The 24,553-nt window shown below is 60.0% G+C and carries 28 protein-coding genes and 2 pseudogenes; 9 read left to right on the top strand and 21 right to left on the bottom strand.

The window, feature by feature from the left end:
- Window positions 1-557: 557 nt before the first annotated feature.
- Window positions 558-1,388, bottom strand: coding sequence for an alpha/beta fold hydrolase (locus tag KUV26_RS20585; protein WP_222509828.1), 831 nt, complete (start codon window positions 1,386-1,388; stop codon window positions 558-560).
- Between the two features lie 258 nt (window positions 1,389-1,646).
- On the opposite strand from KUV26_RS20585, the gene KUV26_RS20580 reads away from it, so the two are divergent.
- Entirely contained in the window at window positions 1,647-2,573 is a 927-nt protein-coding gene (locus KUV26_RS20580) for a GlxA family transcriptional regulator (RefSeq protein ID WP_222509788.1), read from the top strand.
- A 192-nt stretch (window positions 2,574-2,765) separates the two neighbouring features.
- A pseudogene (locus tag KUV26_RS20575) lies at window positions 2,766-2,906 on the top strand (transposase); the annotation flags it as partial.
- A 138-nt stretch (window positions 2,907-3,044) separates the two neighbouring features.
- On the opposite strand, the gene KUV26_RS20570 reads toward KUV26_RS20575, so the two are convergent.
- On the bottom strand, window positions 3,045-3,422 hold the full coding sequence (locus KUV26_RS20570; protein ID WP_261400013.1) for an NADPH-dependent FMN reductase: 378 nt from the start codon (window positions 3,420-3,422) through the stop codon (window positions 3,045-3,047).
- A gap of 470 nt (window positions 3,423-3,892) precedes the next feature.
- On the opposite strand from KUV26_RS20570, the gene KUV26_RS20565 reads away from it, so the two are divergent.
- Complete coding sequence (locus KUV26_RS20565) at window positions 3,893-4,591, top strand: alpha/beta hydrolase (protein ID WP_222509787.1); 699 nt, start codon at window positions 3,893-3,895, stop codon at window positions 4,589-4,591.
- A 35-nt stretch (window positions 4,592-4,626) separates the two neighbouring features.
- Here KUV26_RS20565 and KUV26_RS20560 read toward each other — a convergent pair whose 3' ends face one another.
- The 6 genes from KUV26_RS20560 to KUV26_RS20535 form a co-directional block, all read right to left on the bottom strand.
- Entirely contained in the window at window positions 4,627-5,880 is a 1,254-nt protein-coding gene (locus KUV26_RS20560) for an HlyD family secretion protein (protein ID WP_222509786.1), read from the bottom strand.
- Complete coding sequence (locus tag KUV26_RS20555) at window positions 5,877-7,418, bottom strand: MFS transporter (protein WP_222509785.1); 1,542 nt, start codon at window positions 7,416-7,418, stop codon at window positions 5,877-5,879. Before KUV26_RS20555 ends, KUV26_RS20560 begins: the two co-directional genes overlap by 4 nt.
- 101 nt (window positions 7,419-7,519) lie before the next feature.
- Window positions 7,520-7,996 carry a cupin domain-containing protein gene (locus KUV26_RS20550; protein WP_222509784.1) on the bottom strand — a complete coding sequence of 159 codons (477 nt, stop codon included), beginning with the start codon at window positions 7,994-7,996 and terminating at the stop codon, window positions 7,520-7,522.
- Between the two features lie 33 nt (window positions 7,997-8,029).
- Entirely contained in the window at window positions 8,030-8,851 is an 822-nt protein-coding gene (locus KUV26_RS20545; RefSeq protein WP_222509783.1) for an alpha/beta fold hydrolase, read from the bottom strand.
- 60 nt (window positions 8,852-8,911) lie between these two features.
- On the bottom strand, window positions 8,912-9,673 hold the full coding sequence (locus KUV26_RS20540) for a pirin family protein (protein ID WP_222509782.1): 762 nt from the start codon (window positions 9,671-9,673) through the stop codon (window positions 8,912-8,914).
- Window positions 9,674-9,773: 100 nt separating this feature from the next.
- Window positions 9,774-10,358, bottom strand: a complete 585-nt coding sequence (locus KUV26_RS20535) for an isochorismatase family protein (RefSeq protein WP_222509781.1) — start codon at window positions 10,356-10,358, stop codon at window positions 9,774-9,776.
- A gap of 98 nt (window positions 10,359-10,456) precedes the next feature.
- Between KUV26_RS20535 and KUV26_RS20530 the strand changes: the two genes are divergently transcribed.
- The 3 genes from KUV26_RS20530 to KUV26_RS20520 all read left to right on the top strand — a co-directional run bounded on the left by KUV26_RS20530 (window position 10,457) and on the right by KUV26_RS20520 (window position 12,657).
- Complete coding sequence (locus KUV26_RS20530) at window positions 10,457-11,341, top strand: LysR family transcriptional regulator (RefSeq protein WP_222509780.1); 885 nt, start codon at window positions 10,457-10,459, stop codon at window positions 11,339-11,341.
- A gap of 119 nt (window positions 11,342-11,460) precedes the next feature.
- The gene (locus tag KUV26_RS20525) at window positions 11,461-12,072 is read left to right on the top strand and encodes a glutathione S-transferase family protein (protein WP_222509779.1); all 612 of its coding nucleotides are present in this window, start codon (window positions 11,461-11,463) and stop codon (window positions 12,070-12,072) included.
- 360 nt (window positions 12,073-12,432) lie between these two features.
- Window positions 12,433-12,657 carry a hypothetical protein gene (locus KUV26_RS20520; protein WP_222509778.1) on the top strand — a complete coding sequence of 75 codons (225 nt, stop codon included), beginning with the start codon at window positions 12,433-12,435 and terminating at the stop codon, window positions 12,655-12,657.
- Between the two features lie 283 nt (window positions 12,658-12,940).
- Here the strand turns inward: KUV26_RS20520 and aguB are convergent, their stop codons facing one another.
- The 3 genes from aguB to KUV26_RS20505 form a co-directional block, all read right to left on the bottom strand.
- Complete coding sequence (aguB, locus tag KUV26_RS20515) at window positions 12,941-13,819, bottom strand: N-carbamoylputrescine amidase (RefSeq protein ID WP_222509777.1); 879 nt, start codon at window positions 13,817-13,819, stop codon at window positions 12,941-12,943.
- A 3-nt stretch (window positions 13,820-13,822) separates the two neighbouring features.
- Window positions 13,823-14,866 carry an agmatine/peptidylarginine deiminase gene (locus tag KUV26_RS20510; protein WP_222509776.1) on the bottom strand — a complete coding sequence of 348 codons (1,044 nt, stop codon included), beginning with the start codon at window positions 14,864-14,866 and terminating at the stop codon, window positions 13,823-13,825.
- Window positions 14,867-14,965: 99 nt separating this feature from the next.
- Window positions 14,966-16,093 (bottom strand): extracellular solute-binding protein, encoded by a 1,128-nt coding sequence (locus KUV26_RS20505; RefSeq protein ID WP_222509775.1) that lies wholly within the window; start codon window positions 16,091-16,093, stop codon window positions 14,966-14,968.
- A 152-nt stretch (window positions 16,094-16,245) separates the two neighbouring features.
- Here KUV26_RS20505 and KUV26_RS23755 point away from each other — a divergent pair.
- Both KUV26_RS23755 and KUV26_RS20500 read left to right on the top strand, forming a co-directional pair.
- Window positions 16,246-16,434 (top strand): annotated as a pseudogene (locus KUV26_RS23755) (LysR family transcriptional regulator); the annotation flags it as partial.
- A 57-nt stretch (window positions 16,435-16,491) separates the two neighbouring features.
- On the top strand, window positions 16,492-17,217 hold the full coding sequence (locus tag KUV26_RS20500) for a LysR substrate-binding domain-containing protein (RefSeq protein ID WP_315900156.1): 726 nt from the start codon (window positions 16,492-16,494) through the stop codon (window positions 17,215-17,217).
- A 100-nt stretch (window positions 17,218-17,317) separates the two neighbouring features.
- Here the strand turns inward: KUV26_RS20500 and KUV26_RS20495 are convergent, their stop codons facing one another.
- Both KUV26_RS20495 and KUV26_RS23875 read right to left on the bottom strand, forming a co-directional pair.
- Window positions 17,318-17,692: a hypothetical protein gene (locus tag KUV26_RS20495; RefSeq protein ID WP_222509773.1), complete on the bottom strand. Its 375-nt coding sequence runs from the start codon at window positions 17,690-17,692 to the stop codon at window positions 17,318-17,320.
- Between the two features lie 433 nt (window positions 17,693-18,125).
- Window positions 18,126-18,491: a TonB family protein gene (locus KUV26_RS23875; RefSeq protein ID WP_158525098.1), complete on the bottom strand. Its 366-nt coding sequence runs from the start codon at window positions 18,489-18,491 to the stop codon at window positions 18,126-18,128.
- Window positions 18,492-18,499: 8 nt separating this feature from the next.
- On the opposite strand from KUV26_RS23875, the gene KUV26_RS23750 reads away from it, so the two are divergent.
- Window positions 18,500-18,622 carry a hypothetical protein gene (locus KUV26_RS23750; RefSeq protein ID WP_261399033.1) on the top strand — a complete coding sequence of 41 codons (123 nt, stop codon included), beginning with the start codon at window positions 18,500-18,502 and terminating at the stop codon, window positions 18,620-18,622.
- Between the two features lie 291 nt (window positions 18,623-18,913).
- On the opposite strand, the gene KUV26_RS20485 is transcribed toward KUV26_RS23750, so the two are convergent.
- From KUV26_RS20485 to KUV26_RS20450, 8 genes are read right to left on the bottom strand one after another with little or no spacing between them, the layout of a single operon-like run.
- Window positions 18,914-19,297, bottom strand: coding sequence for a biopolymer transporter ExbD (locus KUV26_RS20485; RefSeq protein WP_222505942.1), 384 nt, complete (start codon window positions 19,295-19,297; stop codon window positions 18,914-18,916).
- Window positions 19,298-19,302: 5 nt separating this feature from the next.
- On the bottom strand, window positions 19,303-19,683 hold the full coding sequence (locus KUV26_RS20480; protein ID WP_222505943.1) for an ExbD/TolR family protein: 381 nt from the start codon (window positions 19,681-19,683) through the stop codon (window positions 19,303-19,305).
- Window positions 19,680-20,321: a MotA/TolQ/ExbB proton channel family protein gene (locus tag KUV26_RS20475; protein ID WP_222505944.1), complete on the bottom strand. Its 642-nt coding sequence runs from the start codon at window positions 20,319-20,321 to the stop codon at window positions 19,680-19,682. Before KUV26_RS20475 ends, KUV26_RS20480 begins: the two co-directional genes overlap by 4 nt.
- Before the next feature lie 11 nt (window positions 20,322-20,332).
- Window positions 20,333-21,334: a DUF6925 family protein gene (locus KUV26_RS20470; protein ID WP_222509772.1), complete on the bottom strand. Its 1,002-nt coding sequence runs from the start codon at window positions 21,332-21,334 to the stop codon at window positions 20,333-20,335.
- The gene (locus KUV26_RS20465; RefSeq protein WP_222505946.1) at window positions 21,327-21,983 is read right to left on the bottom strand and encodes an adenosylcobinamide amidohydrolase; all 657 of its coding nucleotides are present in this window, start codon (window positions 21,981-21,983) and stop codon (window positions 21,327-21,329) included. Before KUV26_RS20465 ends, KUV26_RS20470 begins: the two co-directional genes overlap by 8 nt.
- Window positions 21,983-22,738, bottom strand: coding sequence for an ABC transporter ATP-binding protein (locus KUV26_RS20460; protein ID WP_222505947.1), 756 nt, complete (start codon window positions 22,736-22,738; stop codon window positions 21,983-21,985). The genes KUV26_RS20465 and KUV26_RS20460 overlap by 1 nt, the downstream gene beginning before the upstream one ends.
- A complete protein-coding gene (locus KUV26_RS20455) occupies window positions 22,735-23,718 on the bottom strand; it encodes a FecCD family ABC transporter permease (RefSeq protein ID WP_222505948.1) in 984 nt (327 codons plus the stop codon). The genes KUV26_RS20460 and KUV26_RS20455 overlap by 4 nt, the downstream gene beginning before the upstream one ends.
- Window positions 23,715-24,551, bottom strand: a complete 837-nt coding sequence (locus tag KUV26_RS20450) for an ABC transporter substrate-binding protein (RefSeq protein ID WP_222505949.1) — start codon at window positions 24,549-24,551, stop codon at window positions 23,715-23,717. The genes KUV26_RS20455 and KUV26_RS20450 overlap by 4 nt, the downstream gene beginning before the upstream one ends.
- Window positions 24,552-24,553 lie beyond the last annotated feature (2 nt).

Here is a 24,553-nt window from a genome sequence, read left to right as displayed (position 1 = left end):
CGAGGGCCTATCTGGTGGTCAGTGACCGCAATGGGCTCACTGCCGCCGAATGCCGGTGCCGCAATCACCTTGGCGCGCGCGCTCTGGAACCAGCCATCGGTGAAGTGGGGTAAACTCTTGAGCTTCCCGGGTCTTGGCCGATACGCTGCCGTTTGTCGCCCAGGAACAGACCTCCGCGTCGAAAGCGGCGAAAACTGTCTTCGAGCCCTGAGCGACCAATGCTGCAGATGCTCTGAACGGCCGCTTTCGCGTCAAAGGCGAGCATACGGGCGGAGGGCTGCTCCAATCCGAGTGTCGCCTGATACTCGCTCCTAAGCTGTCGCCTACTTTTCAAAGCAATGCCAGCACACACGTTCCCACGATCACTGAAGCGACGACGGTATCCAGTGGCCCAAACGCTAAGTCATGTGTATGGAGCCACTCCCGTTCTTGTTGCTTTTGAACGCGTGCGCAGTCGTGCGGATGTTTGCTGCACCAAGTTCTACTAGCCATATTATTTTCCAATTCTGTATGGGAGGGCAGCACTGCCCTCCCTTAAGAGACCCGTTTCGATGAGCTTAGCTTTGAACAAAGCTGAGCAGGTCCGCGTTGACCAAATCAGGGTGCGTCGCGAAGAAGCCGTGTGACAGACCCTCGTAAACTTTCAGCGTCCCGTTCGGCAGAAGCTTCACCGCCTTCCCGGCCGAGTTTGCGATCGGGACGACCTGATCGTCATCACCGTGCATCACGAGGGTAGGCACGTTCATCGCCTTGAGGTCCTCAGTCTGGTCGGTCTCAGAGAACACCGCGATACACTGGTAATGTGCGGACGCGCTGCCCATCATGCCCTGACGCCACCAGTTGTTGATCAAACCTTGGCTCACTTCGGCCCCGTCTCGGTTGAAGCCGTAGAAAGGACCTGACGGAACGTCGAGGAAGAACTGCGCGCGGTTAGCGGCCAGCCCGGCCCGCAACCCATCGAATACCTCGATCGGAACACCGTCCGGGTTGGCATCGGTCTTCAGCATCAGGGGAGGGATGGCCCCCAGCAGCGCAGCCTTGGCGACCCGGCCGGGCTCGGCTTTGGCCACGTAGGCCGCGACTTCACCGCCGCCTGTCGAGTGGCCAATATGGACCGCGTTTCTCAGATCCAGTGCCGCCGCAAGATCGACGACGTCGTTGGAATAGGTCGCCATATCATGGCCAAGGTCCGTCTGATCAGACCGTCCGTGCCCGCGCCGATCGTGTGCAATCACGCGATACCCGTTGGCGAGGAAGAACAACATCTGATTGTCCCAGTCATCGCCGCTCAGCGGCCAGCCGTGGTGAAAGACGATGGGCTGCGCATCTTTTGGCCCCCAGTCCTTGTAGAAAATCTTGGTGCCGTCGCGTGTTTCAATAGTGGACATGATTATGTCTCCTTCTTGTTGAGTAAGGGGTTGAGCCGCAAGCGCGGCAGGCATCACGGCGATCAACGTGGTTGCGGCCCCCGCCTGCAAAACTTTGCGCCTGGTGGGTTCGTTTTGGGTCATGGTCATCGGGTCCTCGTAGCTTGTTCGATGAGGCCAATGTTGCAATTTGGGTCGCGATCGACGATTGTCACAAATGACAAAACGAGGCTCAAAAGTGACAGAAGTGGAAAAGACTTGCTTTGTGAGATTGGCCTGTTGATTTACCCGGACTGCCAGTTGTCCGCGATCTACGGCCTGACCGACCTGTTCCGGATTGCGGGCGAGTGGGCAGGTAGCGACAACCCGCGGCAGGTTCGGGTCACGCATTGGCGTGCCCAGGAAGACGGGGAGCCCATGTGCGTCTGGGATACCCATCCGAACAAGATCCATCACTTGGACTACGTGATCACTCCGCCCAGCATCGTTATGCCCCACCAGATGCAGTCCATGCCCCGCGAGGCCGCCTGGCTTCGCGCGCAACACAAAGAGGGAAGTCGCGTTTGCTCGATCTGTGCTGGTGCCTTTGTTCTGGCTGAAAGCGGATTGCTGCAAGGCCGGCGTGTGACAACGCATTGGGCTTTCGCCAAACACCTCGCAGAAAGTTATCAGGAAATTGAAGTAGCCGACCGAAATCTGGTGCTGGACGATGGTGACGTCATATCAGCGGGCGGTATTCTCGCCTGGACCGATCTTGGCCTGACCCTTGTCGAGCGCCTCTTTGGACGGAGCACGATGCTGTCAACGGCCCGGTTTCTTGTCGTTCAGCCGCCGCGTGCCACCCAGCTTCCATTCACCGAGTTTATCCCGGATTTCGATCATGGGGACGAGGCTATCTTGCGGGTGCAGCACCATATCCACGCTGATCTGACTGCATCGCTGAACTTGGGCGATCTCGCTGATCTTGCACATCTGGGAAAGCGGACCTTCATGCGCCGTTTTGCCAAAGCAACGTCGCTCAACCCCACACAGTACATTCAACAGGCCCGTGTTGCCAAAGCCCGCGGTATTCTTGAACTAACCAGCCGCCCCTTGGATCAAATAGCGTGGGAAGTAGGCTACAAGGACCCCTCTGCGTTCAGCAAGATTTTCCAGCGTGTCTCTGGAATTTCAGCCTCAGAGTATCGGCGCCAATTTGGTGTCTAGCCAATGCCGCCGTAGGCTTCAGCCAAGGTAAAAGCAGACCTCGGCCAACCGCAGCGAATTGGCGCTTTGTCCGGCCTCACTGCCAGTCCAAGCCCGACCAGGTGAATGGCCCCAATCTCGGGGGCGGCCGTTCACCCCTGGCGCGGCTCAAGAGCTGGAAGAGCCGGTGTCGTTGAAAAACTCCTACTTTATCGGCATCTCGATCTGAACTGCATCCGGGGGCATCTGGCGGGTTTCTACAGCCACACAGGCCGATCATCGGTCGATCCTGAAATAATGATCCGCATGCTTGCGGTGGGGTATAGCTTTGGCATCCGATCCGAGCGGCGGCTTCCTTCATGTAGTTTTTGAGAAACTGCTCTGTCGAAGCGTTCGCGACTTCAGCCTCATCTGTTATGAGATCCGGGATGACCTGGATGTAGGCCTCAATCGCGTTCATCATGGGCGAATTGCAAAAGCTCAGGACACTTTTCAAGCTCTGCTGGGCGATTGCCGTCCCGATGGCGCCCGGGGATGTGCCGATGACGCCGGAGGGCGTACGGGAAAAGGAGTTGCCCCCCACGGGCGACTTGCCCAGTCGATGGCATTCTTCAACCCGCCAGGGATCGAGCGGTTGTACTCTGGCGTCACAAACAACACGGCATCAACAGCTGCGAGCGCGTCCTTGAAACCGCGGGTCACGGCAGGGAAATCGTAGTCGTAGCTGTAGAGGGGCATGTCCTTAAAGGAAATTTCGGTCATCTCGAGGCCCTCCGGGGCCAGCCGGAACAGGGCCTTCGCAAGTTTGCGATTGATTGCACCTTTGGCGAGGCTTCCAATGAAGTAACCAACCTTGTAAGTCGCGCCCATCTCTTTCCTGGGTGCCGATCCACCAGTGGATCCAAGCTTCCTGTATATCATTTTTTTGGCCGGCTGGGTTTGAGGTGACGGTTGCCAGCCCCGCAGTACAAGCACGATGGGCTTGCCAATAGCCTCGCCATCAGGAGAGCCTGCAGGCCGGAGAACAGCCGCCGGTTCCCACCACGGGCTGGGTTACTTATTGACGATACCGATGCCTCGCGACCCGCTTCAAACAAAATATTCAATGAACCTGCCACCTGCCGTCAGATCTAGAATTCCAGATACGGTCGCGTATGCCACCTTCGAGGTTATGCCGGTCTTGTGCCGCAAGCGGCCGCCGCGACCTGACACTCCATGACTTGTGCCAACCTTCGGCGGCCCCTACATTCGTAGCTGGAGCGTGTGGAAATCGCCGCCCGGAAACTGTGCATCGCTTCTAAATCCCGAAATGCCGGTAGGCCTCGCAAGGGGGGACTGCAATGTCAAAGAAACCGAATATCGTACTCGTTCACGGCGCCTGGGGCGATGGCTCGCACTGGGGCAAGGTGATCCTGAGGCTGCACAAAAAGGGCTACAAGGTTACCGCGGTGCAGAACCCTCTGACTTCACTGCCAGACGATATTGACCGAACCACCAAACTCGCCGAGGCGCAGGAAGGGCCTACCCTCTTGGTTGGCCACTCTTATGGCGGCATGGTCATAACTGGCGCGGGACACGCCGTGAATGTCGTTGGTCTCGTCTATATCGCGGCTTTCGCACCCGACGAGGGCGAAAACCCCGGCAGCTTATTCGGCTTGCGCGATGTTCCCCCGGGTGCGGCTGCCATTCGTCCCGACGACAACGGATTCCTTTGGATCGATCCCGAACGGTTCCATCCCGATTTTTGTCAGGACCTTGACGCTGACGAAGCGCGCGTGATGGCGCTATCGCAAAAGCCAATTGCAGCGCGCTGCTTTGATGATAAGTCCGGCCCGCCAGCGTGGAAGGTCAAACCGTGCTGGTATCAAATCTCATCGGAAGACCGCATGATCCCGCCCGCAACTCAAGAATGGTTCGCCGAACGGATGAAACCGAAAAAGACAATCACGCTCAATGCCGGTCATGCTTCGATGGCATCTGAAGCCGATGCCGTCGTCGCTCTGATCGAAGAAGCAGCGGCTACGGTTGCAGGCAGTTGACCTGTGGAGATAGCCATAGTCGTTCCGCCATAGCCTTATTCAGTTTTTTCAGCAGGAAACATGTGCGTTTTGAACACGTCGGCATCCGCAGGAAGCCTCAGCCGGTGAAGCGCTGGTATTCCCACGGGAACATCGGTTTCACATGCAAAATTTCTGCCACGCCAATATAGCAGGTTGGACAGAACCGATGCGCTGCTTCGCCCTGTTGCGTTGCTGCCGAAGGCAACCGTGGGGCTAACAGACATGCCGACCCGCAACTGATCTAGGTGCTCCTGGTCCGGGTCCAATATCAATCGAACCGGAAAACGGCGAACCACCTTTGTAAAGTTTCCGGTCGCGTTATCGGGAGGGATGAGAGCGAAGTTGGCGCCCGAGGCCGCCGAGATGCTTTCTACCGTCGCGCAATAAATTGCATCAGGCAAGGCATCGACGGTGATCATTGCACGATCGCCAGGCTTCATTCTTCCAATCATAGTCTCAGTATAGTTCGCGGTGATCCACAAACGGTTCTCCGGGGTAATTGCCAGTAATCTTTGGCCTGTATTGACATACTCTCCCAATCGAATGTTCCGGGCTGAAACGCGTCCTGCTATTGGCGCCCAAACCCTCGTATCTTCAAGCCGCTGCCGAGCTGTATCTGCCGCAGCCAGTGCGGCTTGGAGATCGGCTTCCGCCTTTTCCCGGTTAACCTCGATGACACGCGTGCGGGTCTTCTGAAATTCGAGCCGCGCTGTTGCCTGATCGACAGAGGATCGGGCTTCAATCAACTCTGCTCGTCGCTGGTCAAGGGTTTGTTCGGTGCCGGCTCCGCGGTTCCGGAGTTCTTCCGCACGTGCATAGTCCGTTTCTACTCTCTCAAGAGTGCCGCGTGCAGCTTCCAGATCCGCTTCCGCTACTAGGATATCCGCATGCAGCAGGTCGCGGTCGGCATCGTTCTGGGAAATAGCCGATTGCGCCTGTGCAACCCCAGCTTCTGCCTCGCGGAGTGTATCCTGTAGATCGCGCGGATCAATTTGCACCAGCGCCTGGCCGGGTGATACACGCTCATTGTCGGAAACCAGAATTTCTATGGCATAGCCTGGAATTCTAGGCCCAATCCACGTGATGTCACCATCGACGTTTGCATTATTTGTTCTCGCGTAGGGGGTGTAGACACTGAAAAAACGGTACCCGTACCAAATGCCCGCGCCGATCATGCTAAAAATAAGCATGGCAATTACTACGCGCAGCCCCGCACTTTCGCGCCGGCCTGTCTCTTCGGTCGCCCGGGGGGCTGGGGTATCGATCATAGCAGGATCCGTCCTTGGGAGTTTCTCGATAGATTGGGGAATGCCCAGACCAGAATTGCAGCGGCCAAGAGTATCAGGGACAAACAGATAAACGCATCTGTATATGCAAGGACGAACGCCTGTGCCTGGATCTGGGATTTGAGGACGGAAGCAGCCTGCATTGATGCTGTGGTCGCATCTGCGGACCATGAATGGAACCCAGTTGCCAACGCAGCCAACCGCGACATCGTTTCGCCGTCGGCGGGTGTAAGTGAACTGACCAGTGTGGCTGAGTGGTTTGCCTCGGCCACAGTAATCAACCGGCCAACTGCGGCGGTTCCGCCCACTTGGCCTATAATGCGCGTCAAATTGAACAGACCGCCTGCCGTCGGTCCTTGCTCCGGCCGAACTCCAAAAGTCGCATAACGTAGCACACCAACGCTGAAGGCCCCTTGGGCCAAACCGGACAGAATTGCGATCATGCGGAATTCATCCGCCGCCCAAGCAGGACTGAGATTACCCGCTACGAAAGCAGCGGCTGCGAAGAGCGCAATACCGGTAGAAAGAGCCAGGCGTGGCATACCTGCCCGGACCAGAAGCCAACCTATCAGAACACCAAACAGAGTGGACGGCACCATTGGAAACAGTGCAGAGGCCAGTTGCTCGACCCTAAAGCCCTGTATCCGGGACAGATATTGGGGGCCAACAAAAGTTGCTATGAGAATGGCAAAACGAAAGCACGAGGCCATCAAAATAGCGAGAGCGAATGTCGGCCTCTTAACAAGCTGCCCGTCAAAAAGGGGGGCAGTTGCGGTTCTCATTGAGAATACAGCCAGAAGTATGCCGGCAACACCTATTCCGAACGCGGTTGCGATAGTCGGGTCGTCGAACCAGAAACGCCGTTCTCCTTGGTCCAGCGCAACTATCATTCCCGCGAGGCCAACTGCAAGAAGCCCTGCACTCAGCCAGTCGAGTTGCCTGAAAGGTTCGGCTGTAGCAGGTTGTGGACGTTCAAGCAGCTTGGCCGCTGCTGCATAGCCCAAAGCCAGTAGAGCTGCGATGAGAAAAAGCCCTTGCCATCCCAGAAACGAAAGGCTGAAGCTGGCGAAAGCAGGCGCAAATCCGACCCCGATGGTTGTAGACAGTGCGAAGAGAGCAAGACCTTCGATCTGACCGCGGCCAGGCGTGAAATTCCTCATTATCAGGGACATGAACAGAACAGGCAAAAGGCTTCCGAAGGCGCCTTGAATGAGCCGGACCAAGCACGCGGCTTCAAGGCTATGCGCCGATGCGATAAGACCCGAACTTAGTGCAAAGCCGGTTCCAGAAAACGCCATTGCCCGGGAGGCGCCAATCGCTGCTGCCAGAGGAAAGGCGATTGGAATCGCAATTGCCTGCCCGATTAAGTAGAGAGTCGAGAACCATTGGGCCTGATCCCGGCTCACAGAGAATCCTGCGGCCACATCGGCAAGGACCAAAGCTACCGCGGCTCCAGACGAGGTCGCAAGCACTGTGCCAAAGAAGGCAACCGCCAAAGTTGCGGTGGGGCGGCTGTTCATGAAACCGGCGCTCCTTTTCCAATATCCCGATACGTTTTCAGCTCATTCGGCCTACATGATCCTGCGGCAAAGCTATCTGGACCGCTCTTACGTTGGGGGGGTCAATGATCCGGCGGAATGATCTCCAAGCCGTACTCGGGGGCGAGCGCCAGCATTTTCTCGATTTGCGACGGGTCGATGGCAGGCGGATTGTTTTCCGAGAAGGTGCCTGGTTCCTGGCTGACTTCGGCGAAAAACTCTTCCAGCCCCGCGGGCGCCACGAGGATCAGCATACGCGCAGCTGTCTTTCCTGAGTTCTTGAACTGGTGGACCGATCCTTTTGGCAGCAGAACTGTCGCTCCCGTGCCTGCGGTGGCCTTTTCCCCGTCAGCCACAATCTCAAGCTCTCCATCGAGGATGTAGAAAGTTTCATCCTCGCGGGTATGCCGGTGCGGCGGCGGTCCGCCTCCCGGCGGCACAATGGCTTCGATAAGAGCAACAGACCCTCCGGTTTCCGATCCGCTGACCTTTATCGTGTAGATGTCACCTGCCACGCCTGCCATTCTGCCGTCGCCGGGGTTGCGAATAAGTGCAGTCATCGTTCTTCTCCGTGTTTTGTGTTTCGTCATAGACTAGGGCTGGGTGAAGAAGCCGGTCAGCAGATTGGCCAGCTGTTCGGGTTGTTCTTCGGGGACCCAGTGACCGCTGCGTTCCACGACAGCAGTGGAAACCTGGTCAGCCAGGGGCTCCATTAACTTGCCGACGTGCTCTCCGAGGCTGTGATCGCCTCCTATGCCAAGCACGGGCATGGCAAGCTTTTTGCGGGCGTTTTCCTGATTGTTGAGGGCATCAGCCGGAAAGGCCCGGTAATGTTCAAAACTTGCCCGCAAAGCGCCGGGCGCACTCATCCGGTCCGCGTATTCATCGAGGTCATCGCCGGTGACGGCGTAAGGGTCATAGGCAAGATGCCTGATGAAGTGCGACAGAAACAGTTTCTCCCGCCCGGCTATGAGCGTTTCCGCGACACCGGGAGCGTTGAAGAAACCGAAATGCCAGAGGTGCGGATACTTCGCAGTGTCCAGGAAGGCTTCCAGCCCCAATCCAGGGAGGCCGGCTTCCAGAACGGCCAGCCGCCGGACTTCGGCCGGATATGAGGCGGCATACTCATAGGCAACCATCATGCCGAGATCATGCCCGGCCAGGTGGATTTCGCGGAAGCCGAGGACATGCACCAATTCGCGGATATCCCGGGCAACGGTGCGCTTGTCATAGCCTCCCGAGGGTTTATCAGAGTCCCCGAAACCCCTCATGTCCGGAGCAATTACGGTAAAACGTGACGCGAGTTCCGGGATCACATGGCGCCATTCGCGCCAGCTTTGCGGCCATCCGTGCAGGAGGACCAGAGGATCACCCGAGCCTGCAATCACGTAATGCAAACGCAGGCCGTTCACCACGGCCGTTTCATGCGACAAGTTAACTTGTTGTGTCATGGTTCTTTTCCGATTGGTTCCGGTTTAAGCGGGCAGCCTGTTGCCGCTGAACTTGCCGCTCTTGAACACCGGGGCAGCTTCGTCCGTGCTGAAGAGGACAAGCTCGGCGTGCTCTTCAACGCTGAAGCTTGCAGCGTCCCCGGACAGAATTGCCGCGCCGCCAGCAGTGAGACGGTGGCCATCAAGTTCTATGGTTCCGTCAAATACATACAGCATCCGGGTCAGCCCGGTGCTGTAGGGCTCCGGCAGCAGGTAGCCGTTGCCAGCTTTGAAACGGGCATCCTCAACCCAGGAACGGCTGCGAACCTCGAGAGGAGCTTCGCCTTCGGGCCCCGCGATCAAACGCCATTCCCCATCGGAGGTTGCCGTTCCGAAGTCGTGGAACTGAACCTGCGGTTTCAGGCCGGGAGTTTCCGGCCGCAGAAATATTTGCAGGGCTCGAAGAGGCCCGCCTTCCGCAACCACACGCTCCTCGTGCTGAAACTCCGCACCGGCATTCATGAGCATCAGCCGTGTTGGGGTAACCGCTTCCGGAACACCCACTGTGTCCCGGTGCTCCAGCATGCCTGATCTCAGGTAGGTCAGGATCTCGTCATCGCGATGAGGATGCATCTTAACAATATGTCCCGGCGTTACGCGGGCGTCGTCGATACGCCCGAGTGTCCCTATGCCGCTGTCGCGGTCCCCGGTAAAAAGGCCAGGATACAGGATCTCGATACGGAACCAGCCGCTGCCATGGGCCTGCTTGCGGTCTCTGGGGATCAGTATATGCGGTTTACGGGGCATTTCGGGCACTCCGGTTTGGTCCGCGGCCAGCATATGCCGGCCACGGCGGGCTTAGATTGGTATTGCGGTTCTGACAGTGCGCGCTGCGCTATCTCTGGCGTCAGCTGTTTAAAGCTTCCACCATCACCTGAACGAGCTGTTCTCCTTCCGGCGTTGCCCAGCTTCCGGCCAGTTCAGCAATGACCTGGTTCGTGCTGCTAAGCGTTACCCCGCCTTTCTCCATCCGGCGCAGCGCCATCTCATCGCCCATTTTGGAGGGCGACCCGCCGGCATCCGCGATGACCTGAACGTCAAAACCATCTGCAAGGAGGGTCAAAGCGGGGTAAACGGTGCAGACATCGTTGGTAACGCCAGCCAGAATAATTTTCTCGCGGTTGGTCGCCGCGACTGCGGCCGCAAAATTCTCGTCGTCCATGGCATTGACAATGCCCAGACGTTTGATCCGCGTTTCAAATTGGTCAGGCAGGATTTCCTTGAGCTCGCTCAGGAGCGGCCCTTGCGCATGCTCTTCCATGCTCGAGGTCAGCACAACCGGCATGCCAAGGATCTTGGCTGTCTTTGCGAGCATGATCGCGTTGCGCTTCAACTCTTCATATGGGATCGATTTGACCCACCCCATCGTGCCGACCTGATGATCGACCAGAAGCATTGCGGCATTCTCGCCAGTGAAGCGCTCGAAGGACATGACGGGTCTCCTTTTTTGTGTGTAACCCGAACTTAGCTCTCGCCAGCCACGGCATAAAGGTGTTCAAATGGGAACCAGTATTCCAAAAATGGCGCAATATGGTTAATCATCTGAATGATATGGCTCTTTTTGTCGAAGTGGTGAAAGCCCGCAGTTTCCGGGGCGCTGCCAAGGCTGCTGGTGTCCCGAATTCGACACTTTCCCGGCGTATCACTGCGTTGGAAAAAGCCATCGGTTTGCGTCTGCTCCATCGCACCACACGCCGAGTCGAGCCGACGGAAGCCGGGCAACTCTATTTTGACCGGTGCAAGAGGATTGTCGAAGAAGCAGGGGTAGCACACGAAGAACTCGGCGAGATGGTAACTCAGCCATCCGGAACACTGCACATGTCCCTGCCGGTGGATTTCGCAATCGTGTGGCTGGGGCCCCTCTTCCCAAAGTTTGCAGAAAGGTATCCTGGCATCGATTTTGATCTCGACTTGACCCCGCGAAACGTGGATCTGATTTCCGAGCCATATGATCTCGCGATCAGGATGGCCGCACCGCAGGCGGATGGGCTGATTTCCCGCGTCATCGGCCGGGTACGCTTTAAGCTTTTCGCTTCCCCGGATTATTTGGAGGTGAACGGCATTCCTGCGCACCCTTCGGATCTGTCGCAGCATGACTGTTTGACGATGCCCAACCTGAAAACCTGGCACTTGCAATCAAAAGAACGCGGAGAAGCTGAGGTACAGGTTCAGGGGCGTTTTTCGGTCAACAGTGCAGGGTTGCTACGGCACCTTACTGTCCAAGGCATGGGTATACTTTTCATGTCTGAACATGTGGTCGCAGACGATCTCGCTGCGGGACGGGTAGAAAGGGTTCTACTAGGATGGGAAGGGGAATCCCGGCCGATCCATGTTGTCACGGAATCCAAGCTGCTCCCGGCGAAAACTCAGCGGTTTATCGAATTTCTGCAGGAGGAGTTGGCACTGAATGAATAGGAACAAGCACGGATCAAGTCCCGCCCCCGCGAATTGCACAGGTTTGGGATTAGGAATGAAGAACTAGCATCTATCTGCGCTGGTTTCACAAATTGTGACGCAACAAATTGGAGGACGCTATGAAACTGTACTATGCCCCAGGGACCTGCGCTCTTGCTTGCTGGATCGCTCTGGAGTGGGCGGGGGCAAAGCATGAAGTTGAGCAAGCAGATCCACGGTCAGAGAGCTACCGGAAGATTAATCCACTTGGGATGGTGCCTGCCTTGGACATTGGCGGCAGCCGCCCGATGACGCAGGCTGACGCAATCCTGCAGTATATTGCCGAACGCTACCCGGACAGCGACTTAGGAGCTGACACGGGCCTCGAAGCGCGGTTCGAGTTCAACGAAATCATGAGCTTCTTGACCGGTGATTTTCATCCGGCATTCTGGCCGTATTTTGCACCGCAGCGCTTTACCACCGACGAAACCGAGGAGAGCCTTGAGGCAGCAAGAACAGCCTCCTATGCACGGGTTGAACGCGTGCTTGATCACCTTGACAACACAATTGGCAGGACTGGCCACGTGTACCGCAGCAAACGAACCGTCGCTGATGCTTACGCTTTTGTTATGACACGGTGGTCCACGAACTTTCCTAAATCGTGGCGGGAGTTTCCACACCTCTCCCATTTCATGGATTCCATGCACGAGGACAATGTCGTCACCTCGGTACTAGCACGCTCACAGGCTTAGAAAGTCATGTTTACTGTGGCTTGGCCGCGGTCTGGATAGGTTGAAAACAGCCAAGCGTATGATGACATCCTCTAATCCCGACTCAGGGGATTGTCGAATTGCCTCAAACCAACCCTACGGTCGGGCAAAGCAAACCCGGGAGTGTGGGGTCGCTGCGCCAGACCGGTTTCGAGCCGCGAGATACCAGTGCCCTGTCTATAAATTAATTGATAAGGTTCCGCCTGTGTACGAACGTCTCATCGACCCGCCTCCCTCTCCAAAGCGTTTCAGGCGACGATTGGTCCTGCATTTCCTCACTGCTGCAGGTTTACTCCTGGCGTCCATCACGGTGGCGCGATCGGCTTCGCCATACTTGGAGACATGCATTGGGTAACCGGCACCTTGCACGCAACCACTTTGCTCAGCGGCCTCGGCATGGCAGAAATTCCTGAAGCGACCGCGGCGAAGCTTTTCGCCAGTCTGTTTGCTCTTTATGCTGGCTTCGTGTTTCTGGCAACGGTTGCGACTTTGATGGCACCGATTATACATCGTTTCCTGCACTACTTTCACTGGGAAGAACGCCGTTCAGAAGATGAGGGAGAGTAGTGGTCTCGGTACTGTCTCCAGCAGTGCAGGCGGCATTGCCAATTTCTTTACCCGCCAGCTTTCGTTAGGCGGCCGGAATGAAGATACCATCTACGCTGTAACGCCAGAACGGGTACCGTTTTCCTAGCGAGATCATCGTCTATGCGTTCTGGTTGTACCATCATTTAGCGTTGAGTACTGGCGATGTCGGGGATCTGCTTGCCGTGCGAAGCGCGATGGTCAGGGGACTACTCCAACAGACAGGTCAAAACCCCCAGTGTAGAGGAATCGGTTGTCAGCAGGTTCAGTGACTTACTTTTCCGTCAAGGCTAGACAGGATACCGTAATGCTCTGGCCGACGGTCGCGGTAAACGCACCAGTAGTCCCGGTGGCTGGCCACTTCATCCAGGTCGAAGCGATGCACCAGGACGGTTTCGCTGACCCGGTCCGCTTCCTGCACCTTCTCGCCGAACTGGTTGGCGATGAAAGAAGACCCGTAGAAGGTCATTTCGGTTCCCTCAAGCCCGGCTTCGGTTCCGATCCGGTTGGAAGCCACCAGCGGCACCAGGCTGGCGCCAGCGTGGCCTTGTTGCACCCGCTGCCAGTGGGCGGCAGAGTTCCATTGCGTGCTGCCAAGCTCGGAGCCGATGGCGGTCGGGTAGAACAGGATTTCCGCCCCCATCAATGCCATCGAGCGGGCGCATTCCGGGAACCACTGGTCCCAGCAGATGCCTGCGCCGATGCGGCCATAGGCGGTATCCCAGACCTTGAAGCCAGTGTCGCCGGGGGAGAAATAGAACTTCTCCTGGTAGCCGAACCCATGCGGGATATGGCTCTTGCGGTAAATGCCGAGGTTCCGCCCGTCGGCGTCCATGATCGCAATCGAGTTGAACCGCGCGTTTCCGGCTTTCTCGTAGAAGGAGACAGGCAGCACCACGCCTAGTTCGCGCGCGACGCCCTGAAAGTGCTCCAGTGTCGGATGCCCCTTGGCCGGCAGGGCGCGCTTCCAATGCTCCGGGTCCTCGTCCTGGCAGAAGTAGTAACCCTCGAACAGCTCTTGAAGCAGGATGATATTGGCGCCCTTGGCAGCAGCTTCACGGATCAGGCGCTCGCCGTCTTCCACGTTGCTCTTCACATCCGCGCTGCAGGTCATCTGGGTGGCTGCGACGGTAACCATGCGCATTGCTTAGCCCTCCACATTCGTGCCGGCCGGCACCTGCTGGGTAACGCAGCCGATACCGCCGCCGCCCACAGCTTGCCATTCGCTGCGGCAGGGGACGATTTCGCGGCCCGGATAGGCCTGCTGCAAGATCGTAAAGCCGCGGTCGTCGAGCTTGGGATCGACCTCCGGTGTCACAACCGCACCGTTGATGACATAGGCATTGGTATAAGGGGTGGCGAGCCGGCGGCCGGGCAGTTTGGTGCTGTAGGGCAGCACATCCATTTCGATGATCTCGAGCTGGCGGCCTTGCGCATCCCGGGCACTCTTAAGGATTTCAAGGTTCTCCTGCAGCAGATCGTAATTCGGGTTGGCTGTGTCAGTAACCACCTGCGCCAAGACCCGGCCTGGGGCCACATATTCAACAACATTATCGACATGACCGTCAGTGCCGGCGTCCTCGTAAAGACCCAGCGGCAACCAGATCACTTTTTCAATGCCGAGAAAGTCATGCAGGTTCTGTTCAATGGTTTTGCGGCTCATTCCGGCGTAGCGGTTCACGTTGCGCATATTCTGCTCGGTGGTGATCAGTGTGCCTTCGCCGTCCACTGACATGCCGCCGCCTTCGCCGATGAAGGACGTGCGGAAACAGGGCACCCCGAGATGTTCCAGCACTTTCGACGGCATCTCCTGGGTCTTTTCGCTGACAGCCCGGTCGCCCCAGCCGTTGAAGCCGAAATGCACGCCGGCCACTTCGCCTGCATCGTTGCGCACGAAGATAGGGCCGTTGTCACGGATCCATGAAGCATCGACCGGGGCTTCGAAGATTTCCGCAACTTCCCCGCAGCGCTCACGTGCATCTGCTACGTCTTTGGGATCGGCGATCAGCGTGACGGGTTCGTAGCGGCTGATGGCATGAACAAGGCGTTCCGTCTCCTTGCGGAAGCCCTCAACATCGGTGCCCACTGCCTCTTCGGCGGGCGGCCAGGTCAGCAGCGTTCGGGCGTGCCGGTCAAACCGGGCAGGCATACGGAAGCCATGGGCGAAGGGGGTATCAGTCTTCTGTGTCATCTGGTTGTTCTCCTTTGGATAGCACGCGGCACAGGGAACCCAGGCCGCGAGGACGCAGCTTGTTTCCTTGCTGTGGGCTGAATTTGAGTGGGAGGCGGCTTAGCGGCCGGTCTTGAACCGGGTCCAGGCGCGGTTCAGCAGGCGCAGGCTTTTCTGATCGCGCGGCAGGTTCGGGAACAGTTTGCTCATCCGTTCCGGCGCCGGATACACATTGGGATCGTTGCGGATTTCCGGGGCCACGAATTCGAGCGATGCCTGGTTGCCGTTCGGGTAGTAGTAAAGATTGGTGACGCTGGCGATGACATCCGGCTTCATCATGTAGTTGATGAAGGCATGAGCGTTCTCCGGGTGCGGGGCATCATCCGGAACCGACATGAAGTCGAAAAAGACCTCGGTTCCTTCTTGGGGGATGGAGTAGGCAATCTCGACGCCATTACCGGCTTCAAGCGCACGGGCATTGGCAAGGCCTGCATCGCCGCTCCAGCCCAACGCCAGGCACAGGTCGCCCCGGGCCAAGTCGTTGATGATGGAGGCGGTTTTGAAGTGACGCACATGCGGCCAGACCTCAGCCAGCATTTCGTATGCCTTGTCGAAATCCGCTTTGTCCGAAGTGAAAGGGTTCAGGCCCAGATAATTCAAGGCGATCGCCATAATCTCTTCCGGTGAATCGATGATAGCGACGCCGCAATCGGCGAATTTTGAAACCACGTCCGGATCGAAGATCATGCGGAGGCTTTCGACCGGGGCATTTTCCATGCGTTCGGCAATCAGGGCAGGATTGTGGATGACGCCGGTGGTTCCCCACAGATACGGCACGCCGAAACGGTTGTCCTCATCATGCCGGGACAGGAATTCCATGATCTTCGGGTCGAGATTGCCCCGGTTCGGCAGCTTTTCCTGGTCGAGTTCGGCCAGCGCACCGACTTGCATCAGCCGGTTGGCGACCAAAGCCGACGGCAACACCACATCATAGTTTGTGGCGCCGGCCAGCATCTTGGTTTCCAGCTGCTCCAGCGAGTCAAAATAGTCATAGACAACGAAAATACCGGTCTCCGCTTCGAAGCTGTCGAGCACCTCGCGGGGGAAATACTCGGCCCAGGCGGTGATATTCACCTGCTGGCTGTCTGCACTGGCCTGAGACGCCGCTGCGCCTATCAGAAGACACGCCGCCGCAGTGGTGTTCAACGCCCGCCGGTATAGAGCCCGGGTTCCGGTTTTTGCTGACATGGTGGTTCTCCCTGCTGTCATGTGGCACCCGTCTTTGACTGTTTGTGTTTCGGGGCTGGCTTCAGCGTGGCGGAATGGCTGCAATAGAACAAACGATGTTTATCGAACCGTTCAGATCGAATAGATTCACCTGAAAGGGTGCCCGAAGGATCATGAAAAGACATCTGCCTCCGCTAACCTCCTTGCGCGCCTTCGAGGCTGCGGCCCGCCACGCCAGCTTCAAGCGTGCGGCGGACGAGCTTTGCGTCACGCCTTCGTCGGTGAGCCATCAGATCCAGAAGCTTGAGGACTGGCTCGGGGTTCAGCTCTTTCAGCGGCTCAACCGGAAAGTCGTCCTGACCGACGCAGGCCGGACATATTTCGGCACCATTGCCTCCGCCTTTGATGAAATGGCTGCAGTGACCGGGCTGATCCGCAAGCCTATGTGTGGTGAAACTGAACACCAGAAGCTGAAGGTGTTCGCCAATGCCGGTTTTGTCGAATGCTGGCTTGGGCCCCGGTTGAGCGCGCTGCAGGCCGCGGTTCCGGGGATTCAGCTGGAGGTCGCATTCGGCAGCAGCGTCGAGGATTATCTCAGGGGCAATGCCGATGTCGCCATCCACTTTGGCCGCGGTGACTGGCCAGAGTATCAGTCGGCCTACCTCCGGACCGGCTACGAGTTTCCCGTCTGCAGCCCGGAGCTGCTGCCGCCGGGACAACAAATGGCCGATCCGTCCAGCCTGGCCGGCTTCCAGCTGCTTCATGAAGATGATGCCTCTGGCTGGGCCAAGTGGCTTGCTTATGCCGGCGTGCAGCACCCGGGCCTCCGCAATGGCCCCATCTTCCACTCCACACAGACAATTTTCAGCAAGGTGATTGCCTGCGAGGGAATCGCATTGGGAGATGACATCGTCGCCGCGGACCTTTTGCTCTCCGGCGGCCTGATCAAGCCCGTCGGCCTGGTGCGGAAATCCAACAGTTCGCTGTACTTCCTCCAATTCCGCACCGAAGAAGACCTGCCGGGTCTCGCTTCGGTGCGCGATTGGCTGACCAGAGAATTGCGGTCTCACGAAGAGGAAACTGCCTTGCTGCGCCTGAATGAGCCGTATCCGGCTAAGCAGGAACAGTCAGAACCCACTGCCTGATGGCATTGAATCTGAGTTGAAAGCAGAGGCGCGATGCTTGCTTTCTGAATGGACGGGGAGTTGCATTTACAAATGCAGCAAATGACAGTTCTCCGCCGACCTACAACCGCGTTTCAGGCGGTCGAGCGTTGGAGTGGCGATCAGCCTTGGGCATGACTGTCTTTTCAATGACCGCTATGCCGGCAATTGCCGCTTCACAGCCAGAACCGTGCGACGCCAGCGAGCATTTTCTACGCATGCAAATGCCGCACGGGCAAAAGTCCGGTTCGTCCCGCCTGACTGCCGGTCCAAGCCTGACCAGGTAAACGGTCTCTATCTCGGAGAACAGCCATTCACGTCCGGTGCGGCGAATTTGCGGTAAGAGCCCAACTTGAACCTTGGATTTTTTCGCTGCACGCGCTCGCAGCAGCAGAATCGCCGCGACTGCATCATTTTGGGCGCCGCTGAGCAGCGTGAAAACCAGCCGTTCAAGCATGCTGCAGCGAGATCTATCACTCGAATTCACAGGTCGCCGGACAAAGCCGTCGCTCCGGTCGCCGGGGACAATGGCTGCAGGCCGCCGTATTGCGAACCTTCGTCCTAATAGCAGATCACCGGGGTCGTTCATGCTCGCTGGGCGGAAAGAAAAAATTCGCTGCAGCCAACCAGCCACAAACTTTGCGCCATTAAATCGGACGTTCAAATTGGAGGTCTGTCGATCTATTGAAAACGAAACATCGATCCTTTGAAAATTGCCAGCGGGCTGGGATGACAGTTTTTGGGACAGTATAAAGCTTGTCTCTTTCTATACCCTTCGCAGACATACCTAATGCTTTTGCGGTTGAAACATCTAAGTGTGTCAACAAGCTGGCACTTACTTACACCTTAGATGTGTTCCACAATGTGAAGAGGGCCGGAGAAAGCTGCAATCAGCCGGTAAATGTCGTGCGGAATGTGAAGCTGTAGCTGCCGGGCGCCAGGGCTTTGGGAGCACGCGGCACACGGGCTCTTTTTACCGCGGCTACTGCCGCTTGATCTACCTTTGCGTTGCCGGAGCTTCGGGTAATAGAAACGGTCATCAAACGCCCCTGGGTTGAGACCGTTAGGTGTAGCCGTACTGTCCCCTCCCCGCCACCGCGGGGCGGGCGTTTCTGCCGCTCGATCCGCGAGATGATTGCTGCACCCCAGCGGTTCTTGAGACTGGCAGTGCGCTTTGTATCTCCGGTGGTGGCCGCATCTGCGCCGCCGTCGCCCTTGGCCTGTTGGCGGCTGCTGCCGGCAGCTTGCTCTTGCATACTTTCCGTTGAAGGTGCGGGGGATGGGGCGGGTGCCGCTGCAGCGGGCGGAGGTGGTGGAGGCGGCGGTGATACTTGCCGCGCAGGTGCTGTGTCCGCGGCGGGTGCAGCGGCAAGCACAGGCGAACTGACAGCTGCCGGAGCGTGCGGGGCATAAGGCGCAGCCGGAGCGGCAGCCTGCACAGGCTGCTGCGGTGGGTCGGCTGGGGCCTTGGCAGGAGCTGGCGTGTGGACCTCCGGCGGACGGTTCCAGTCAGAGACCTGCTGCGTCAGCGCCTCAGAGGCGGCCGCCAGTGTCACTTGCCCGCTGCCGCTGCTGCCGAAGCCGGCTGCCCTTGTGCCGCCCTCGCGCATTGTCAGAAATGGCAAGGCGTGCAGCACAGCGGCGGCGGCAAGGCAGGCGGGGAACAAGGCGCGCCGGGTCAAGAGCCTGTACCTGTCAGGCTGACAGCCTTGATGCCTGCGTCGCGCAGCCGGGAGATCAGCGCCGCAACCTCGCGGGCAGGCACCCCGGCATCGGCGCGCAGTGTGAGGACCTCAAGTTCTGCTGCCTGCGCCGCAACAGCGGCCAGGGCGTCCCCACCTTCAGCTCCGGAGAAATGCAGCTGGCCGTCTGCGGCCATGAACAGCACCGCCTCCGGCGTCGGAGGTTCACCACTTTCCAGCTCCGGCGGGGTCACCGCAAAGGGCGCGCGTGGCGCGATTTGTGAGGACAGAAGGAAGAAGATCAGCAGCAGGAACACCACATTGATCATCGGCAGGATTGGCTCGCCTGCTTGCCGCTTCTTGGGTGTTGAGAAATTCATGCCGCTCACTCCATCACCACCAGGCCGGTGAAGCCGGCTCCGGACAGCAGACCTGCCGCATCCATCAGCTGCTGCAGCGAAGCCTTGGTGTCCGGTTGCAGGATGATCGCATCCGATTTCTTGTGGGTCAGCGCAGTCAACCTCTCCGTCAGGGCTTCTTCCTCCGCTGGAACCCCGTTCAGCCGCAACCCTTCGGCGGTCACCTGAACCAGACGTGGCGGCCCCTGATAGGCGCTGCCCGCGCCGTCCATGGCCAATGGCACCACCCGGTCGCGGCCGAATTGCGAGGCGAGCATGAAGAACACCAGCAGAAGAAACACCACGTCGATCATCGGCGCGAGGCTGAGGCGCTTTTTCGCGCGCGGTGTTCCAAAGGCAAGTGTCATTCTGCGGCGTGCCGCAGTGCCGGGCGGGCGGCTGCCGCGGAGAACACACGGGTCGCGGCGTCCTCCATTGCGGCTTGCTCACGCTCAGCCAGCCCCTCTATCCAGGAGGCAAGAGCCGAGGCCGGGATTGCCACCGCCATGCCCGCCGCCGTGGTCAGCAGCGCCTCCCAGATGCCGCCGGCCAGCACCGAAGGGTCAGCGCCGCTGCCGCTTTCCTGCAGGGCCTGGAACGCGCCGATCATCCCCAGCACGGTGCCAAGGAGCCCGACCAGAGGCGCTACGGCGGCAATCAGCTCCAGCGGGCGCAGGCCGCGGCGGAGGCCCGCCAGCTCTGCCTTGGCAATGCGGGTGGTCTCTTTTTCCGCGGTGTCTGGGCTGAACTCAGGTGTCAGAAGCGCCCGCATCGCGGACTGCGTCACCCGGTCCAGCGGCGTGCGGCCTGCGCTGTTGGGCGGGGTGCCCCCCGCACGCCATTGACCGAGCCAGGCGTCAGCCTGCGGTTTGCGCCAGGCACCCGCCTGCGCAAGCCCGATCACCCGCCAGAAGAACAGCGCCAGGGTCAGTACCGACAGCGCCGCGATCACCCACAGGGCGGGGCCGCCGCGGGCCATGAAATCGAGGAGAGGGGCTAGGGACATCGCAGCCTCCGTCAGTGGCCCGGGTTTTCCGGATCAGTTTGCTCAGTGCCGCGGTCAAAGCGTTCGGCGTAAGCCTCGGTCAGCCGGTTCGGACCATGCAGCACCCGCCATTGCCGGATGCCATTGCGCCAGCCGGCCCGGCCTTCGCGGGTGTCGGGCTCTACGGCATCCTCAGCCGGAATTTCCGTCTCCAGCAGCTCCCAGACCGCCTGCTTGCCCTGGCAGTATGCTTCGGCGCCCCAAGTGCTCAGCAGTTTCTGGAACGCGTCAAAGGCGGCGCGGTTGAAGACCTTGTCCTCGCCCAGGCGGCCTATCACCGGGTTCTCAGGATGGACGCCGCAGCAGGGCACCCAGCCTTCGGGGATGGGCGTGTTGGCGGAATGGGTGCGCTCGGCACGCAGCAGTTTGGGCAGCACATGGGTGTGCGGGCCTTCGGGAGACTTGCCGCCGGTGTCGGGACCGCCGATCATTTGATAAACTTCGACCCGGCCAAGGCGGGTCAGCAGCACCCGGTGCGGATGGTGCTTCAGGATTGCCCCCATCGCTGGGTTGCCGTGCTCAAACAGCGAGCGGCCGGCGTTTTCGTTCAGCACCTCCAGCAGCTCAGGGTCGGCGGTGCGGATGCAGAAATCCGCCTGATACTGGCCCAGCCCCGTGTCGAACAGCTGGGTGCCGCGGTCTTCGTCGCGCAGCGCATCTTCGTCGGGGCCAAGCGCGGTCAGCGCAACGCGCTGGTTCATCGCGGCGGCGTCATGCGGCAAGCACAGCGACACGGCTTGCGTCCAGCGGTGCGGCTTTGGACTGAGCGTCTCATAGGCGACCGGGCGCACGCCCTCCAAGTTGTCGATGCGCACGCCGCCGCGGGGGGTTACCTGCATAAGCCCGGCATGCTCCTGCGGGGCCGGGTCGCCATAGACATGATGGAACTCGGCAATGGCGCCAAAAGACCCCATGTTCCAGCCGCAATCTTCTTGCATCAGCGCATCTTTCAGCACTTGGTGAAGCTCAGGCATGTGCTGCCCTCCTGTTGGTTGATTTCCATTCCAGGGCGCCCAGATGGACAGCCTGGTAAACGGCTTTGCCTATGGCTTCGCCGGTAGCGGTATGCAGCCCGGCATAGGAAGTTGCACCAGCCGGTGCCGCCACCGCAACACAGTCGGTTCCGGTACCGGTCGCGATGCCGCCTGGCAGGGCGATGCCCGCCTCCATCACTGCGGCGGTGCGGGCCTGGACCGCTATGCTCATCGCCTCGATCAGTCCGGCCTGGGTCAGTCCTTCGGAGAGGCGCAGGGCGACATTGATGGTGCCCCAGTTGCGGCTGGCGTAATCCATCCGGCTGCCGGCCCTTTCGGCATTGGACAGGCCGACAGTGGCCACCGCCTGAGCGCTGATGCCTTCTACAGCGGCTGAGGCCTCGCAATAGCGGCGCACATCCCGCGAGGTCAGGAAGGCCACGGCATCCTCGCAGCCCCTCTGTGCCAGTTCACCGGCAAACCATTCGGTCACATCCAGTTCCCGCGGCAGATCGCGGTTCCTGACCTCGCGCCACAGGATGCGGCGGGCGGTAACAAGGCCGGGGCGGTTCACCGCCCAGCTCAGCACTTGCATCTCTGCGCCGAGGTCAAACTCGATCCAGGGGCGTTCCAGGGTGACCGTGCCCATCACAGAACCTCCAGCGGCTGGAACACCGGCCCTTGCGCCGTTATCTCATGCCAGACCGAGATGCCAAAGGCGCGGGCCATCAGGTCCGGAGTCAGCACTTCGGCGGGCGGCCCGTCGGCGAGGATGCTGCCTTCGGCCAGCAGGATCAGCCTTGTGCAATGGCGCGCCGCTAGCCCCAGGTCATGCAGCGAGACCAGCGCGGCGCGGCCTTCGGCAGCGAGGCTGGCAAAGACCTCCATGGTGGAGATCTGATGCGCCGGGTCCAGCCCCGCTGCGGGTTCATCGGCCATCAGGAGCGGCGTATCCTGCGCCAATGCACGGGCAATCAGCGCGCGGGCCTGCTCGCCGCCGGACAGGCGGGAGGCGGCGCGCTGACGGAACGGGCCGAGCCCCATGCGCTCAATCGACTGGTCGACCAGCGCCTGATCGCCGGGCGGCAGCCGCAGCCCCTGAGGCAGATGCGGCAGGCGGCCAAGCGCCACCAGCCGCTCTACCGGGATCGGCCAGGCGATTTCGCGCGATTGGGGCATCCAGGCCGCCGCGCGGGCGCGTTCCGCGGCACTCATCTCCGCCAGCGAGCTGTGCCCCTGCGCCGGGATCAGCCCCAGGGCGGCGCGCATCAGGCTGCTTTTGCCAGCGCCGTTTGGCCCCAGCAGGCCGACGAATTCACCTGTTTGGATTTCAAAGGACACATCGCGGAGCACCGGGCGGTTCCGCAAGGTGACGGAGAGGTTCCGGACCGAAAGCACGCTCATGCCAGCCCCTTCCGCGTCTTGTAGATCAGGTGCAGGAACAGCGGCGCGCCGACCAGGGCGGTGACCACTCCCAGCTTGAGGTCCCGCGAAGGCAGGATTATCCGCACCGCAATGTCAGCCAGTTGCAGCATGATGGCGCCGCCAAGTGCCGAGGCCCACAGCAGCCGCGACGGCTGGCCGCCAACCAGCGGGCGCAGGATATGCGGCACCACCAAGCCGATGAAGCCGATAGCGCCCGCCACAGCAGTGGCGCCGCCGACAATGGCGGCAGTCCCGACAACCAACAGCAGCCGCAGCCGGTTCAGGTTCATCCCCATGGTCTGCGCCGCATCCTCGCCCAGGGTCAGCGCATCCAGACCCCGCGCCAGTGTCAGCAGGATCGCGCCCCCCGATAGCGCAAAGGGCAGCACCAGCCAGACATGCAGCATCGAGCGGTCCGCCAGCGAGCCCATCATCCAGAACACGATCTCATTGGCGGCAAAGGGGTTGGGCGACAGGTTCAGCACCAGCGACGTGAGCGCCGCCGCCATCGCCGAAATCGCAATGCCCGCCAGGATCAGCGTCAGCGAGCCGCCCTGCGGCCCAGCTAGCGCCATCACCAGAAAGACACCTGCCAGAGCACCCGCCAGAGCGGCCAGCGGCAGACCCAGCGTCAGGCTAGCCGCCAGCCCGGTGTTGATCGCGAGCACCGCGCCTAGAGCAGCCGAGGAGGACACACCGATCAGCCCTGGCTCAGCCAGCGGGTTGCGCAGGTAGCCCTGCATCGCGGCACCCGCCATCCCCAGCCCGCCGCCGATGATCACCGCCAGCAGCGCCCGCGGCAGCCGGATTTCCCGCATCACCAGGGTGAGCGGCCCGTAACCCTCGTCAAACAGAGCGGCCAGGCTTTCGCCGGCGCCCACATCAGCCGGCCCCACTGTGAGCGACAGCAGGAACAGCGCCACCATCGCTGCGGCCAGCACCTGCAACAGACGGGTCATTCCCGGCTCTCCTTCTCTATGAACAGGCGGCGCTCTGCGGCCAGGGTTTCCACCGCGCGCAGCACATGCGGGGTGCCGCAGACCCAATCCGCATCGCGCATCTGCCCGGCGCCGCTGCGGGCGGCCAGCTGGCGCACCACCGGATGCGCCAGATTGTCCTCGCTGCGCGAGGCGCGCGGATAGGGCGACGTGCCGATCAGCAGATCCGGCGCGGCCAACGCCAGCAGTTCCAGCGGCATATGACCGGAGTGCGCATGGCCCAGCTCATCCGCGATATTGCGCAGCCCCGCCGCACGCAGGACCCGGCCCGCGAGGGTCATGCTGCCGGAAGTGAACCCGTTGGCGGCATAAAGCGCGGCGCGTGGCGCCCCCGGTCCGGCTTGCTCGAGCTTTGCCAGTCGCTGGTCGTAGTCTGCCAGCAGTGCGCGGGCCGTTTCTTCGCGGCCAAGAACCTGACCCATCTGCAGGATACGTGCGCGCACCTCCTGCAGCGAGCTGGCGGGCTGGAACACCACCACCGGCACGCCAAGACGGCGCAGCATTTCCGTGGTGGCAGGTGTTGAATAGGCGCCGGCAATTACCAGATCGGGCTGCAGCAGAAAAATCTCCTCTGCCAGCCCGTGATTAACAGGATAAGCCATGGCCGCGCCAGCCATGGCCGAGGCGCGTGTGTCCCGCGCGATGTAGGAGATCGAGGCCAGCTGGCCGGGTGCTGCAAGCAGCATCGCCAGCTGGTCGGTGCAGAGGTTCATCGACACCACGCGCGATGGCCCGGCAAAAGTACCGGTGGCGGCCCATAGAAGAGCAAGGACTATGCCGGGCAGCTTGCGCATGG

Origin of the sequence: Leisingera daeponensis (assembly GCF_019801465.1) — a bacterium.
Taxonomy (GTDB): domain Bacteria; phylum Pseudomonadota; class Alphaproteobacteria; order Rhodobacterales; family Rhodobacteraceae; genus Leisingera; species Leisingera daeponensis_A.
This window is presented reverse-complemented; position numbering and strand designations above follow the sequence as displayed.